General features: G+C 46.7%; 15 protein-coding genes and 1 tRNA gene. 8 read left to right on the top strand and 8 right to left on the bottom strand.

What is annotated here, in order from left to right; all coding sequences use genetic code 11:
• Positions 1 to 436: 436 nt before the first annotated feature.
• Positions 437 to 730 carry a hypothetical protein gene (locus tag ACQ4M5_RS38860; RefSeq protein WP_430681147.1) on the top strand — a complete coding sequence of 98 codons (294 nt, stop codon included), beginning with the start codon at positions 437 to 439 and terminating at the stop codon, positions 728 to 730.
• Entirely contained in the window at positions 711 to 1,064 is a 354-nt protein-coding gene (locus tag ACQ4M5_RS38855; protein WP_430681146.1) for a hypothetical protein, read from the top strand. The genes ACQ4M5_RS38860 and ACQ4M5_RS38855 overlap by 20 nt, the downstream gene beginning before the upstream one ends.
• A gap of 1,220 nt (positions 1,065 to 2,284) precedes the next feature.
• On the opposite strand, the gene ACQ4M5_RS38850 is transcribed toward ACQ4M5_RS38855, so the two are convergent.
• From ACQ4M5_RS38850 to ACQ4M5_RS38825, 6 genes are all read right to left on the bottom strand, one after another.
• A tRNA-Cys gene (locus ACQ4M5_RS38850) sits at positions 2,285 to 2,355 on the bottom strand.
• A gap of 22 nt (positions 2,356 to 2,377) precedes the next feature.
• Positions 2,378 to 3,013: a uracil phosphoribosyltransferase gene (gene upp / locus ACQ4M5_RS38845; protein WP_430681145.1), complete on the bottom strand. Its 636-nt coding sequence runs from the start codon at positions 3,011 to 3,013 to the stop codon at positions 2,378 to 2,380.
• Positions 3,014 to 3,015: 2 nt separating this feature from the next.
• Positions 3,016 to 4,209, bottom strand: coding sequence for a URC4/urg3 family protein (locus ACQ4M5_RS38840; RefSeq protein WP_430681144.1), 1,194 nt, complete (start codon positions 4,207 to 4,209; stop codon positions 3,016 to 3,018).
• Positions 4,202 to 5,458, bottom strand: a complete 1,257-nt coding sequence (locus tag ACQ4M5_RS38835; RefSeq protein ID WP_430681143.1) for a GTP cyclohydrolase II — start codon at positions 5,456 to 5,458, stop codon at positions 4,202 to 4,204. Before ACQ4M5_RS38835 ends, ACQ4M5_RS38840 begins: the two co-directional genes overlap by 8 nt.
• A 101-nt stretch (positions 5,459 to 5,559) precedes the next feature.
• Positions 5,560 to 6,915, bottom strand: a complete 1,356-nt coding sequence (locus ACQ4M5_RS38830) for a lipopolysaccharide biosynthesis protein (protein WP_430681142.1) — start codon at positions 6,913 to 6,915, stop codon at positions 5,560 to 5,562.
• A 34-nt stretch (positions 6,916 to 6,949) separates the two neighbouring features.
• Positions 6,950 to 7,423, bottom strand: a complete 474-nt coding sequence (locus ACQ4M5_RS38825) for a CRR6 family NdhI maturation factor (protein WP_430681141.1) — start codon at positions 7,421 to 7,423, stop codon at positions 6,950 to 6,952.
• Between the two features lie 93 nt (positions 7,424 to 7,516).
• On the opposite strand from ACQ4M5_RS38825, the gene ACQ4M5_RS38820 reads away from it, so the two are divergent.
• Positions 7,517 to 8,275 (top strand): class I SAM-dependent methyltransferase, encoded by a 759-nt coding sequence (locus ACQ4M5_RS38820; RefSeq protein WP_430681140.1) that lies wholly within the window; start codon positions 7,517 to 7,519, stop codon positions 8,273 to 8,275.
• A gap of 3 nt (positions 8,276 to 8,278) precedes the next feature.
• Positions 8,279 to 8,965, top strand: coding sequence for an SAM-dependent methyltransferase (locus ACQ4M5_RS38815; protein WP_430681139.1), 687 nt, complete (start codon positions 8,279 to 8,281; stop codon positions 8,963 to 8,965).
• Here the strand turns inward: ACQ4M5_RS38815 and ACQ4M5_RS38810 are convergent.
• Complete coding sequence (locus tag ACQ4M5_RS38810) at positions 8,952 to 9,356, bottom strand: NIL domain-containing protein (RefSeq protein WP_430681138.1); 405 nt, start codon at positions 9,354 to 9,356, stop codon at positions 8,952 to 8,954. The two genes, ACQ4M5_RS38815 and ACQ4M5_RS38810, sit on opposite strands and share 14 nt — an antisense overlap.
• Before the next feature lie 249 nt (positions 9,357 to 9,605).
• On the opposite strand from ACQ4M5_RS38810, the gene ACQ4M5_RS38805 reads away from it, so the two are divergent.
• Positions 9,606 to 10,310, top strand: a complete 705-nt coding sequence (locus tag ACQ4M5_RS38805; RefSeq protein ID WP_430681137.1) for a hypothetical protein — start codon at positions 9,606 to 9,608, stop codon at positions 10,308 to 10,310.
• A gap of 60 nt (positions 10,311 to 10,370) precedes the next feature.
• Positions 10,371 to 11,561 carry a SpoIIE family protein phosphatase gene (locus ACQ4M5_RS38800; protein ID WP_430681136.1) on the top strand — a complete coding sequence of 397 codons (1,191 nt, stop codon included), beginning with the start codon at positions 10,371 to 10,373 and terminating at the stop codon, positions 11,559 to 11,561.
• A 169-nt stretch (positions 11,562 to 11,730) separates the two neighbouring features.
• Here ACQ4M5_RS38800 and ACQ4M5_RS38795 read toward each other — a convergent pair whose 3' ends face one another.
• The gene (locus ACQ4M5_RS38795; protein ID WP_430681135.1) at positions 11,731 to 12,063 is read right to left on the bottom strand and encodes an STAS domain-containing protein; all 333 of its coding nucleotides are present in this window, start codon (positions 12,061 to 12,063) and stop codon (positions 11,731 to 11,733) included.
• Positions 12,064 to 12,353: 290 nt separating this feature from the next.
• Here ACQ4M5_RS38795 and ACQ4M5_RS38790 point away from each other — a divergent pair, with 290 nt between their 5' ends.
• Together ACQ4M5_RS38790 and ACQ4M5_RS38785 are read left to right on the top strand one after the other, a co-directional pair.
• On the top strand, positions 12,354 to 13,325 hold the full coding sequence (locus tag ACQ4M5_RS38790; RefSeq protein ID WP_430681134.1) for a sugar transferase: 972 nt from the start codon (positions 12,354 to 12,356) through the stop codon (positions 13,323 to 13,325).
• A gap of 22 nt (positions 13,326 to 13,347) precedes the next feature.
• Positions 13,348 to 13,806: an ATP-binding protein gene (locus tag ACQ4M5_RS38785; RefSeq protein WP_430681133.1), complete on the top strand. Its 459-nt coding sequence runs from the start codon at positions 13,348 to 13,350 to the stop codon at positions 13,804 to 13,806.
• Positions 13,807 to 13,860: the final 54 nt, after the last annotated feature.

Below are 13,860 nucleotides of genomic sequence, written 5' to 3'. Positions count from 1 at the left end.
TTTGAATTACATCGAACACGGCGACAACCGAATCAATGGCAATTGGCGATCGCATAAATAAAAGGATGCAGATTCAGAGAAGTCTGTGATCCAGTTTTTACAGAATGACTTTTTCAGCAAGCCCTACCTAGGAAAAGGGTTCTGGAATGAGTGAAAACTTTCAATCCATTGGACTTATGACTCCGATGCTCTGACTAAGCAGGGCTTGGACAAGATTCATCAGCGTAAGTTAGAGTCTCGGCTAAAAAAGTTGAAAGAGAGACAGGAAGAGCTAGAGAAAAAGCAAAACTGTTTAAGCCGTTTAGAGAGAGTACCCGAAGATTCTAGAAGTGAAGCTCAGATCAAAAGAATTGGAAATCTCAAAAAGGCAATTGAGAACCTCCAAGATCAGCTTGACAAATCTCGTCCAAAACTAGAGTGTCTACAAAATTCCCCTTTGTTCGACCGTCCCGATCGCCCGCTCTACCAAGGCGTTGACAATATTTTTGTCGGTGTGCTGCTGGATCTTGACAAACACCTAGTCGTTACGGTTGTAGATGCCATGCGACGTAAAATTCTAGCAATCCGGAACACCCACAGCCTCTCAAAGGAAGGTCATGACCTATTACAAAGATATTTTCACCAACGGCAAGAACACTCCAAGCGCCGACAGGTAGACCAGAAGGCACATCGCCATATTACTCAGACTGAATCTGGACTGGGTTCAGCAGGTGTCGCGTCTATTTGCTAAAGGGATTGTCGAGCTAGCGCAGCAGTACAAAGCCAGCACGATCGTCTTACCCAAAACAGATGGATGGTGCGATCGCTTGTACAGTCAGTTCGTGGCGAGAGCCGAAATCAAATGCAATGGCAGCAAGAAAGCGATGGCGCGATATACCAAAGCGCATGGGGAGAAACTCCATCAGTGGGACTACAGCCGATTAAGCCAAGTAATCAGCGATCGTGCTGCAACCGATGGGTTAAAGGTGCTGAAACAAGGAACGGTGTATGAAGAAGATGCCTTTCAGCAAGCTGCAAATTTGGCGATCGCAGCTTACGATTCGTTAAATTCGGACGAGACGTAACCGCGTTTGCGCTCCCACGCATTACAATACGCACAGTGCCTGACGCATATGCACTATAAGCCTACGCTTCTTGGTGTCTCTATGCTGAGGTTAGTATCTAGGTACTGAGTCCGGTGTCTAGATGCTGAAGTTTAAGGGGAGATTTGACCCGCAACGGATACTTTCAAGCCCCTGTAGCTGCCCGCTCCTGGTGGGGTGCCCTGACACCCGCCTCATTACAGCAATGTAATGGTTGTCTGGCTAATGAGAGAAGGTTTAGGGACATAGGTTGATGACCTACTTCAATCATAGACTGCGCGACCAGATAAGTGAGTGTGATCCGCAAGGATCTAAAAGCCTTTGGCAAGTCAGTTTTTCTGCTTTGTTGAAGGTCGGGCTTGGTTCTCCAAGGTGGCTACGAATCCTTCTCGATTTTTCGGCAAACCAAAGCGGGAGTCATATTCCCGGCACCTTTGCCAATTTCTAATTCCTGAGTGGCTGTGGGTTTCACGATCGCCCTTGTTCGACCACTCCTTTTTCAAACAAGGAAAGTAGTACAAGAGCGGAGCTTTGCCAAAAAGCAGCTTGAAACTAACATAGTTCCTGGGTTTTAGTCGTCAAGGGTCGCAATGAGTGATTTGGCGTAAGACGGAATGAAAGGTCCACATTAGTAGGTAGGCATCGCTGATCGCGGTCGCAATGAGCGATTTGGCGTGGGACGGAATAAAGGCGACGCAGAATTGGTCTGAGCGCGATCGCTGCCAAGTCGCAATGCTGCTCTCGTGTGCGATGGAATGAAAAGATACGTGGTCAAATACACTCTTCGTCATGCATTCAAATAAATTGGGACTAATTTCGCTACAATTAAACTTATCGAGAAGGAACGAGAGAGGCAGAGGTCTGCAAACTCTGTAGAGTAGTGACGATTAACACCAAGTCTATTGATAGCCGTTAGGCGCCCAATCAATAGACTTGAGCGCGTGTTGTTTTGCGAAGCGGCAACTGGGCTTAAATTTGCCCTGTATTCCTGAAGGCTGTGTCTGATCTAGTTTTAACTGTTCTGTAGAGCAACCAGCTCATAAACAGTTAGCGACATTAGCTTGCGAAAAGCAGCAAAACACGCTTTTAGCGACATTAACGTGCGACTTTCTCAAAAGTGCATTAATAAATGCGAGAACGACATTAACGTGCGACGAGCGACATTTACCGTGCGACCGTACAACAGGAGGAGAAACCCTTTAAGGCGGCACCCAGATTCGAACTGGGGGTGGAGGTTTTGCAGACCTCTGCCTTACCACTTGGCGATGCCGCCGATTTGCATCGATCTAATCATATCACTTCGTGCCGAATAAGCGATCGCCTGCGTCGCCAAGTCCCGGAATAATATATCCGTGTTCGTCTAAGCCTTGATCGATCGCGGCTGCATAAATGGGGACATCGGGGTGCTGTTCTTGAAAATGAGTGATGCCTTCGGGAGCGGCAAGCAGGCAGAGGAATTTAATCGATCGAGGATTGGTTTGTTTGAGGCGATGAACGGCAGCGACGGCTGAATTTCCCGTTGCCATCATCGGATCGACGACGAGCATATCGCGCTCTTCGGTATCATCAGGAATCTTGAAATAGTATTCGATCGGTTCAAGCGAATTGGGTTCTCGATAAAGACCGACGTGACCGACTCTAGCAGAGGGGATTAATTGGAGAATGCCGTCGAGAATTCCTTGTCCAGCCCGCATAATCGAGACGACGACGAGCTTTTTATCGGCAGCTAGGACGGGCGCTTCCATTTCTGCCATTGGGGTTTGAATGGTTTCGTAACGCAAGGGTAGATCACGGGTGACTTCGTAGGCGAGTAGCAAGCTTACTTCGGTCATGAGTGCGCGGAATTTTGCGGTGCTGGTGGATTCGCGGCGCATTAAGCTGAGTTTGTGCTGGATTAAGGGGTGTTCGATCAGGGTTAGGTTTGCAGCCATAGTTAGAATACGGTTCCGTCACTAGAAATTTGAATCGGGGGAGTTCCATTGGGGCGGAGGGAGGCGGCGATTTTACGTCCGGCTGTCCAGGTTCCGCCTTGAAGGACTTTGACGAGGGGGAGAGAGTCAGGGGTGAGATCGAGTTTGAGCCGAATCGTATCGGCAATACGATCGAGTAAACAAACAGTCAGTGCCCGCCATTCAACGATCAGTTCAGAGTCGGGAGAATGGGAAATCTCAGCAAGTTGTGGATTTTTAAGTTGAAGCAAGCCGAGATCGAGACAGAGACCGCCATTTCGATATTCAGGAAGTCCGGTCATTTGATCAAGATTCGTGATCGTTAATCCTAATGTTTGTAAGGGTTCAAGTAAGGAATACGTGAGCCATTGAGAGAGTTTGTGAAAGGGAACAAGCTGATCATCCGGTAAAGCGGAATGTTTCCAGACATCGCCAAGGTTAATTCCGTCGATCGATAGTCTTCCCGACCAAATTTCGCCTAAACCTTTGAGAACTGCATCAAGCACAATAACGGCTGAGAGTTTTCCTTGGTCGGAACATCGAACTAGATAATCAACGAGATTTCCAGGACGAGGAATCGTTCCAAATAGATCGGGCGATTGTTCGATCGTATATCCCAGTTTTTGCAGGAGGTTCGATCGTCCTTCTAATCCAACTAACGGATTGTCAGATGTAACTTGGAAAATTTTGGCAATCTTTTCAGGTGTGATTTGCTTAAGTCCTTCAGCATCGGTTTGATACGGCTGATCCGAAAAAGCTCCAGAACAGAACGCATCGAAAGACGCGATCGCTAATCCTTCCGATCTTGCCCAAGTTTGACCTGTTGAAGCTTCGAGATAGTTCCAGCGATCGCCTGCTCCCGCATCTAATAAGACACTAGGGATCACGAGATCAAACATTGCTTTGGCTTGATCAATTGGAGTACTGAATTTTCCCTCAAGCTGTTGGACACGCGGAATATTCCCGACTTCAAAATGCCGCCAACGACTGTGAAACGGAACATCCAAATCAGGATAGTGTTCGCGAATCACAGCAATCACATAATCTGCAACCGGATCAAGTTGCGATAGGTCAAGGCGAAAGTAAGTCAGTTGATCTGCTTGGGCAAGCTCGAAGAGTTGATAACAGCGATCGCGAATGGATGAGGGCGATCGCAGATACTCTACTAGATTAGTCACTCAATCCCCGTCCTTTAATCTCAGCTAGGGCTTCCTCGGTCAGAACTTCGGTTTCGGTATAGTATCCTGCTGCTTTTTTTGCCTCGATTTCCACCATTGCATCAGCGGGAATCAGTTCTTCGGGGATCGGAACGCGAGTGACAATTTCGATGCCCGATCGAGTAATCGCGTCGTGCTTCATATCGCTCATTGAAATAAAGCGATCGATGCGTGTAATTCCCAACCAATGCAGTACATCTGGCATGAGTTCTTGGAAGCGCATATCCTGAACGCCTGCTACACATTCGGTACGAGCAAAGTACGCATCGGCACGATCGCCACCTTCTTGACGTTTCCGAGCGTTGTACACAAGGAACTTAGTCACTTCACCGAGGGCACGTCCTTCTTTTCGGAGATAGACGATCACGCCTGCGCCACCTTGTTGAGCGGTTTGGACACACTCTTCGATCCCGTGAACGAGGTACGGGCGACAGGTGCAAATATCGGAACCGAACACATCAGAGCCGTTACATTCATCGTGGACGCGAACCGTTAAGGCACGATTTGGATCAGTGATTGCATCTGGATCGCCCACAATGTAGACCGTGATTCCGCCGATCGGGGGTAGGAAAACTTTGAGATCCGGACGAGTCACAAGCTCCGGGAACATTCCGCCTGTTTGCTCGAATAAGGTTCGACGCAGCACGCTTTCTGCCACATCAAGCCGTTTTGCAAGTCCGGGAAGATACCACACAGGCTCGATCGCGGCTTTGGTCACGACGAGATCGCCGCCTTTCTTCATGATTTCGCCATCTTCTTGCAAGCGACCTTTGGCGATCGCGTCTTGCAGTTCTGGCATATTGATGTGGGCTTTAGTAATCGCGATCGTCGGTTTGATGTCATAGCCTTGGTCGTAGAGATCGCGATACACCTCGCCCACGATCGCGCCAAAAGGATCGATCGATACGATTTTTTCTGGATCAGACCAAGCGGGATGTGGCTGAAGGAGAGCAGCCGGAGCCGTATTGGTGAGATCGGCGCGGTGATTAGCATCGAGTTTGCCGCTGGCGACTGCAAGAGCGCGATACACCGCATAAGAACCGGAATGCGTTCCGATCACGTTCCGGTGAGATGGAGTCGTGACCGTTCCGATAATTGCGCCGCGTTTGATGGGATCGGATTCGCCCCAATGAATGGCGATCGACTTTGAGAACTTACCAGGATGAGATGTGAGAACGATCGGCTGTGAACGTTTGGGCTGACTAACCATAGACACTCTCTCGCACCAAGTCACGTTTTTGAAACAATGATCGTAGCAAGAGTATTGGAGGATAGATAGTGTCTTAGGTGGCAAAGTTGCAAAAAATTCGTCTAAGTGAACTTATTAAAGAGTCTTTGCCGCATAAAATCGAAATCCTCACGGGTTAACCATAGACTCGGTGGCGCAGTTTTGAGCACGATCGGATAACAAAGCCAAACTGAAACTAATCGAATCGCGGTTGAACCAAGCAGCGCGAGTCCTAATCCGAGCAGTCCAAACATCGGAGTCAGCATCAGAATCAGCGGAATTCCCATCATCAAGCCGATTCCTTGGATAACGGTGACGATTCCAGGTCGATCGATTGCCATAAATGCCTGAGCCAGCATGACTGCAATTCCGCCTAAAACCGTTTCGATCGCTAAAATCCGAAAGATAGGAATTGCAGGCAGATAAGCAGTTCCGTAGAGAAGATTCAACATGAACGGGGCGAGAAGCATCATGATTAGCGCAAATACGATCGCTAATACGCCACTAATTCTTGCGGCTCGTCCGGTCATTTCTACGACTTCGGAAAGCGGACGAGCAGCAGCTTTCGGAAATAACACCGTCACAAATGAGCTTTGAATTACATAGAGCAATTGACAGAGACTAAACGCGATCGCATACAGTCCCATTGCGGAAGATGCTAACAAACTCACGGCTAGGACTTGCTGAATTTGTCCTGCTAAAGCGCTGATCAAATCGATGCCATACGCCCGAAATCCGTAGTGCGTCAGCCGCTTAAGAGAGATTTTGAGATAGGTAAACCGAATCACAAAAAACTGTCTAGCACGAGCCATCATCCAGATGAGCAGCGGAACCATCGGAATCCAGTACGAGAGTACCGCAGTGAACGGCGTGAGATGTTGAGTGAGTGCCAGAACCACTAAGATTCCCAACGTACTGATCGGCGGAATGTAGCGAATTTGATTTGCGATCGCAAATTCGTCACTCGCCTCCATTGCCGATCGTAGAATTTCGGTCAGAACAACGAGCGGAACTGCCAACATCAACGCCTGAGATAAGCGAATGGATTCGGCTTCATATCGTCCACTCATCAGGATAGGAATGGCAATGAAACCGACAATACCGCTGAAAATGCTGATGAAAACTCCAAGAACAATCGCAGCAGAGAAACTGCGCGATCGATCCGTAGGATAGCGCTTCAGTGTATAAAGCAATGCACTTGGTAATCCGAGCGACAATGAGTAAGCAAAAAACTGAGGCCAAATCGCCATTGCTGCCTGTTCACCGCGTCCAGAGGGACCAAGGATTCGGGCAGTAATCGTTCCAGTCGCGACATTCACCGCGATAATCAAAGCTCTTGCTAGTAACGTTTGAGCGATCGCGGCTGTTCCATCACGTCCTTGCAATGACTGTGACCCTCGCCGCACTAGAGTCGAAATCCGCCCTCCCCAATTTCTCATTCACTCTCACCTGCTGTCGGAACGCAGGATCATCTTAACGTCCTTCTAGCAAAGAGAAAAAGGCATCGTCCAATTCATAACCCAGTGTTTTTGTCATCGACTTTAAGCGGGATCTCGATTCAATTTGCTGCTGATCGAGCCAATTCATCAACACAAAGGTTTTGCTCATGACGAAGATTTCGAGCGCTTCTGGGTTGTATTCGATGCCATCAGGCTGAATCTCGTGCGGAACCAGCATTGCCGCATATCGCCCTAATTCCTTTTGTGACCAATCGAGCAGGAATGGCAACCAGGGATACATCGAATCAAGCCGAATGAACCAAAGTCGAACTTCTGGCACTTCTGATAATTCGCGGGGATCACCTAATTCGCGGGGGTAGTCGATGTTGAATTGAAGTTTTTGCTCGTATTGGCGGATATCTGATTTGAGCGGCTCGATCGCTGCGATCGCGGGAGCTAAATCGACCCGATCGATCTGGTCTGAATTGAGATGAATGACAACTGACATAAGAATTTCTATCTCTAGATGCCTTTCATCTTCTAACGATTGGGTGCTTTTGAGAAGCATTACAATCAAGAACGAAATGTGTTCACACGGCTTATGTCTGAAACACCGCTTTACGCGCTCGACCCCTTGAATCGATTCTCCGATCGCGCAAATGATTATCAAAAGTACAGACCGAGCTATCCGCCAGCAGCGATCGACAAAATTCTCGCCAATCTCGAAGCTCCATTAGTGGCAGCCGATATCGGAGCAGGAACCGGAATTTCTGCTCGACTGTTCAGCGATCGAGGTTTACAAGTGATCGCGATTGAACCGAATGCAGCCATGAGCGCGGAAGCAGAATCCTATCCACGAGTTGAGTTCCGACAAGCGACCGCAGAACAAACCGGACTTCCGGATCAATCTGTAGATTTGGTCACTTGCTTTCAAGCGTTTCACTGGTTTAATCCTGATACTGCACTTCAGGAATTTCGGCGAATTCTGAAGTCTTCTGGACGATTGGCAGTGGTTTGGAACACTCGCGATTTGGATGATCCATTCACTGAGGAATATGGTGCATTGTTGCGGCAAGTTTCAGAAAAGCATCCAGCCCTCGATCGAGTATTTGGTCGTAAAGAAATGCTGCCAGAAAACTCGTACTTTCCAACGTTTGAGGAGCATTGTTTTCCCTTAGAACAGGCGCTTGATTTGGCTGGATTGATTGGGAATTCAAGAAGTCGATCGTATGTTCCAAGTTCGGGCGAATTGTTCGATCGATTGTTGCAAGATCTCGAAGCTTTGTATCAACGAAATGCCGACGATCGAGGTTTGGTTTACATTAAATACCTGACGGAAGTTTTTATTGCTGGAGCTTGATGAATGGGATTGCGACTAGAGCAGATTGTTCCTTGGGGTCGATCTCGATCTGAGTACATTCAGATGTTTGACTTGACTGAATCTGATCTGCAAGGAAACATTCTTGATTGTGGAAGTGGTCCCGCCAGTTTTAATGATGAAATGACTCAGTTGGGACAGTCGGTAACTTCTTGTGATCCGATTTATCAGTTCTCAACTGAGCAAATTCAGGAAAGGATTGATCAAACCTATGATGTGATTCTCTCGAAAGTAGAAGCGACAAGAGAAAATTTTATTTGGACGCACTTTCAATCGCCTGAAGAAATGGGACAATGCCGAATGGCTTCAATGCAGAAGTTTCTTGCTGATTTTGATTCAGGATTACAGCAAAAACGATATCTAAACATTGAACTTCCAGAGCTTCCCTTTGCAGATCATCAATTCGATTTAGCACTGTGTTCTCATTTGTTGTTTCTCTACTCGGATCAATTGAGCTTAGAATTTCACTTATCGTCGATCGTTGAACTGTGCCGTGTCGCGCCTGAAGTGAGAATTTTCCCATTACTTCTCAATATGACAGGTGAACCTTCGCCGTTTATTGATCCTGTGATGCAAACCTTGAAAGAGCGAGGCTATCAAGTCAATCTGCGACAAGTCCCTTACGAATTTCAGCGCGGTGGAAATCAGATGCTTCAGATTAAAACGTTGTAGAAATTGCTTGTACTGGACAAGTCGGAATACATTGCTCACAGACAATACAGCGCGATCGCGTAAACAATAATCGAAAACTCTGCGGATCAAGCGTGAGTGCTTCCGTCGGACAAACTCCAGTACACAGCCCACAATCGACACAGGTGTTTTCATCGATCGTAATTTCGCGACTGGCAAACGAGACAGAAATATCCTGCGATCGCATCCAATCGATCGACGCATCTAATTGATCAATGTCACCTGATAGTTCCACAACTAATTTACCGACTTGATTCGGAGCAACCTGGGCACGAATAATATTCGCTGCCACATTAAAATCCTTTGCCAATCGGTACGTCACTGGCATCTGAACGGAACGTTTTGGAAAGGTTAGGGTGACTCGCTTTTTCACAGTTCGATCGTGTTTTTCTTCATTCTAACGGGGGTTATCGATCTTGTTTTTCACACCGATCCTGTAATCCTACTCACTCAGCATATAAAGATTTCATGAAGCGTTTTGCGATCGATCCGTGATTCCGCCACAATGTTCAAGAGCGTCAAGCAGTACAGATCAAAGCATTTACCCAAGCCCCAATTCGCTGAATTTTTCAGCACCGATCAGGGATACGTGCCTATTCACCTGAATTGGAGTAGAGTTTGGATGACGACCTTACAAAAGAATAAAAAAGTTTTTGCCGCGCTCACTGTTGCGGTCAGCTTCAGCGCGATCGCATCTCTCAAAGCTGAAGCGGCGATCATCACCGTGAATGATTCCGGAAATTGGATCACGGGTGCAAACACGATCGCCAATCAGGGATTTAATCCCATCCCAGTTCCCAATGGACCCGAAGCACTCGGAACTGACTTATCCTTGCTCAGTTCCCCGCTCGGCAACATCGAATTTATGGGCAGTGTTAACAAGCGCGAAATTGGGAAGGGATGGCAAACCTGGAGTAATGGTTACACAGGCGAAGTGTACTTTACTAACGGTGCACCCACACTCGATATTGCACTTCCTAATCTATCCGCATTCGATTTCTATGCTCAACCCGATGTGTTTACTCCGGGTGTATTTTCCCCATTTACAATTTCTGTGGTTGCTCAAAGCGGTGTCGTGTCAGATGTTCTGAGTCAAGCTGTAAACGGCGAGTCAGGCGCACAATATTTTGGATTTTATAGCGATGATCCCCTTGATCCCATTCGATCGATTCGGATTACCGGGGAGCAAGAATCGGGAGGATTCGCGATCGCTCAGATGCGAGGAGCCAGAACTGCCGTTGTCCCCACACCACTACTGTTACCTGGTGTGATTGGACTGGCAGTCGGACTGTGGCGAAAAGCGCGGAACAAACAACGAGTAAGCTAAGCCAACTTAGTAGATTGGACTGGGAACTCTGAAACTGTGCCCTCGCTCTTTTCAGATTGTATGTTCCCAGTTCTCATTATTGAAGCCGATCGCTTAGTTCGGAAATTGCTCAAACAGTCGCTCCAGCCCCAAGGTTTTGAAGTGATCGAGGCGACGACTGGAGAAGAAGGATTAGCACTCGTTCCAAAGGTTTGCCCTGCCCTGATTCTCTGTGATTGGAATCTACCTGGAATTGATGGTTTGTCACTCTGCCGCACGATTAAAGCGAATCCAAATTGGGCAGACATCTACTTCATTTTACTCACTGCTTACAATTCACCAGAACATCATGTAGAGGCGTTGGATAGTGGAGCCGATGACTTTGTTGCTCATGACTTTGTTGCTCAACCGATTCAGATTAAAGAACTGAGTGCCAGATTGAGAGCGGGTTTGAGAGTGTATCAAGCATTTCAGGAACAGCGTCGATTAACTCAAGAATTGAAGCTTCAACGGGAACAGTTAGAGTCAGAAATGGCAGAAGCAGCAGAGTACGTTCGATCGCTGTTACCTGCTCCGATCGATGATCGGATTGTTGCTCGATCGCAGTTTCTTCCCTCTCGACAGTTAGGCGGCGATTGTTTCGATTATCATTGGCTCGATTCTGATTTCTTTGCAATGTATCTTTTAGATGTGTCTGGACATGGGTTGGGAGCCGCTTTGGTCTCTGTCACCATCCAGAATGTACTTCGCGCTCAAATTTTACCTGGGATCAATTTCTATCAGCCTGGGTTAGTGTTAACTGCATTGAATGAAGCGTTTGCATCTGAGGCGGATTGGCTCAGTGAAACACCGAGCGATCGCTATTTCACGATTTGGTATGGGGTGTATAACTATTCCAAGCAGTTATTGATGTATTCCAGTGCGGGACATCCTCCAGCAATTGTCGTTTCTGGTCAGTCTCCGAATCACCAGATTGCTCGACTTCGGACAGCAGGAACCCCGATCGGAATGTTTGCTGATTCAAAGTACAAGACTCAGTTTTTCAAGGTTGAGCAAGAGAGTACCTTGTACCTATTCAGCGATGGAATCTATGAAGTTCAGCGATCGAATGGAGAAATTTGGAACTTAGATGAATTTGTTGGATGTATCGATCGACATCACCATTCGGAGCAATTGGATAGTTCGGAAACGATTATTCGAGCGGTGAAAGAGTTGAAATGCGATCGAGATTTTGAGGATGATTGCTCACTGTTGCAAATTAAGCTGCGATAGTTCAATGGAGCCATTCAAATTATTTGGCTCCATTGAACTATCCAATTAGGAGATTTCTACGAAAGAGCTTACCGCTTGAAAGACTGCCCTTCGGCTTCGCTCAGGGCGCGATCTCTAGCTGACTGAGCGAAGCCGAAGACAGCGGGCAATTTGTTTTCGATAAATCTCCTTAAACCGTTGAATAGCTAACTCGTGCTCGATCGAATTCTGCTTGATCTGCAAAAATTGGGAAAAACTGAATTACATCTGCAAGCTCTAACAGCATTCTAATTTCCTGTTTCATCGCACAGAGCGAGAGGATTCCTTGCGCTGCCTTCACTGCTTTGAATGAACTGACCAACGCGCCCAAACCAGAACTATCCATAAAGATAACCTGCTCAAAATCAATCAAAATCTCGATCGTTCCTGTACTAATCAGATCAAGAATTTCTTGCTTAAATTGTTTTGCTTGAGTGTGACCCAAAATGCCGCACACCTTAATTACTTTCACAGGCTGACTCATTGCGATCACCTAAGGACTAGAGAACTGACTTTGTGACTGCCTCATCAAAAAACAATCCTATTTCATAAAGCCCTGATAGTTGTCTGAGTTCTTTATGTAGAATTTCAGATTTTTGCACGATCGCTTAAACCAGTGTTTCCGTAATTTCAACCTGTGTAGAGTCCCCTGCCAGTCCTATCTGAGCTTCAGTTAGACGAAAACCGTTATCGATCGTGCCAGTGCAGGCACTCTGCTATCAGTTCTATCTGAATCGATTGTCCAAGCCTGCTGCTTACTCTCATGAGGTCAACATGATTCAACAATCTCCGATCGAAGTTTCTGTCATTCGTACTAATGAACTGTATCTCTTACAACTTCCAACATTGTTAACGGTCGCTGAAGCAGTAGCATTCCGCACTAAGTGTCGAGAACTAATCGAAGCAAAACCAAGTAAGATTGTTCTTGATTTTGCTCAGACAACCTTTATCGATAGTAGTGCGATCGGTGCGCTGGTAATGTGTTTGAAGGCTGCTCAATCGCATCAAATTGAACTGGTCTTGTGGAGCGTAAAGCCTGAGATTTTGACCATTTTAGAGTTAGCTGATCTCGATCGACATTTCACAATTGAATCTGGGATTTCTCTAGAATCCAGTCCCGAATCTCAGATTGAACCCACACACCCTTCTATCCAATCCAGGATCAAAAGAGCGATCGACATCATCGGTGCAATGGTAGGTTTAGCAATTACAGCAATCATATTTGTTCCGATTGCGATCGCGATTAAGCTAGATAGTCCGGGTACGATTCTGTTTTCTCAAACTCGCTGTGGTCATCTAGGGCGACGCTTTCAAGTTTGGAAGTTTCGATCGATGGTGAGTGATGCTGAACACTTAAAAGCACAAGTACAAAACCAAAACGAAGGTGCATTTTTCAAGAACGCCAATGATCCGAGAATTACGAGAGTTGGACGATTTCTACGAAAGACCAGCTTAGATGAACTACCGCAGTTTTGGAATGTGCTATGTGGGGAGATGAGCTTAGTCGGAACTCGTCCACCCTTGCCCGAAGAAGTCGATCGATATGAGATATCAAGCTGGCAGCGACTCAATGTTAAACCTGGAATTACTGGAGAATGGCAGGTACATGGTCGATCGGAGATTCGCAACTTTGAAGAGGTGATTCAGCTAGATTTGCGATATCAAGAACGTTGGAGTTTGAAGTATGATCTGGAGCTAATTCTTAAAACTATCGTAGTTTTATTCAGGAAAGATAGCGCGTTTTAACCATCCCAGGAGTGCATCCACCATGAACAATTTTGCCTTTACGAATGGTGTGATCCACTTCGATCGATTGATTGTTCAAACGGATCTCACAGCGATTCCGCAAATTCTAGTTTGGTTTGAGCCATTTCAACAGAGTCCCGTTTCTCAAGCGGTTTGGCTGCAAGGACAAATTGCATTAGTCGAAGGTTTTACCAATGCTGTTCGACACGCACACGAACAGTTACCTAGAGAAACTCCGATTAAAATCGAGGCAGGTATCTATTCAGATCAATTAGAAATTCGAGTGTGGGATCGAGGAGCGCCGTTTGACTTAGCAGCGTTAATCGATCGAGTAGAGCAAGAGTATCCCAATCCGATCGAACATGAAGCTCACTGGGGAGCCGCACTGTTTAAAAAGCTTCGAGATCAACACAGTTGGCAGATTGATTACTGCTGCTCTCGTGAAGGTCAAAACTGTTTGAAGTTAATTAAGTCCTATTAGAGCGCGTCTGGATCAATAGCACTGAAGAAATGCGAGAATAGACAACAGTGAACC

This window comes from Leptolyngbya sp. AN10 (assembly GCF_050565645.1).
Lineage (GTDB): Bacteria > Cyanobacteriota > Cyanobacteriia > Leptolyngbyales > Leptolyngbyaceae > Leptolyngbya.
Note: the sequence above shows the minus strand (reverse complement) of the source record. Positions and strands in the feature narration are given on the sequence as shown.

What these genes read in the sequence shown, in the direction of transcription:
- upp (WP_430681145.1), bottom strand. Translation starts at nt 3,013, where the DNA reads ATGGCTGCAAACCTAACCCTGATCGAACACCCCTTAATCCAGCACAAA.
- ACQ4M5_RS38835 (WP_430681143.1), bottom strand. Translation starts at nt 5,458, where the DNA reads ATGGTTAGTCAGCCCAAACGTTCACAGCCGATCGTTCTCACATCTCAT.
- ACQ4M5_RS38830 (WP_430681142.1), bottom strand. Translation starts at nt 6,915, where the DNA reads ATGAGAAATTGGGGAGGGCGGATTTCGACTCTAGTGCGGCGAGGGTCA.
- ACQ4M5_RS38825 (WP_430681141.1), bottom strand. Translation starts at nt 7,423, where the DNA reads ATGTCAGTTGTCATTCATCTCAATTCAGACCAGATCGATCGGGTCGAT.
- ACQ4M5_RS38820 (WP_430681140.1), top strand. Translation starts at nt 7,517, where the DNA reads ATGTCTGAAACACCGCTTTACGCGCTCGACCCCTTGAATCGATTCTCC.
- ACQ4M5_RS38815 (WP_430681139.1), top strand. Translation starts at nt 8,279, where the DNA reads ATGGGATTGCGACTAGAGCAGATTGTTCCTTGGGGTCGATCTCGATCT.
- ACQ4M5_RS38805 (WP_430681137.1), top strand. Translation starts at nt 9,606, where the DNA reads ATGACGACCTTACAAAAGAATAAAAAAGTTTTTGCCGCGCTCACTGTT.
- ACQ4M5_RS38800 (WP_430681136.1), top strand. Translation starts at nt 10,371, where the DNA reads ATGTTCCCAGTTCTCATTATTGAAGCCGATCGCTTAGTTCGGAAATTG.
- ACQ4M5_RS38795 (WP_430681135.1), bottom strand. Translation starts at nt 12,063, where the DNA reads ATGAGTCAGCCTGTGAAAGTAATTAAGGTGTGCGGCATTTTGGGTCAC.
- ACQ4M5_RS38790 (WP_430681134.1), top strand. Translation starts at nt 12,354, where the DNA reads ATGATTCAACAATCTCCGATCGAAGTTTCTGTCATTCGTACTAATGAA.
- ACQ4M5_RS38785 (WP_430681133.1), top strand. Translation starts at nt 13,348, where the DNA reads ATGAACAATTTTGCCTTTACGAATGGTGTGATCCACTTCGATCGATTG.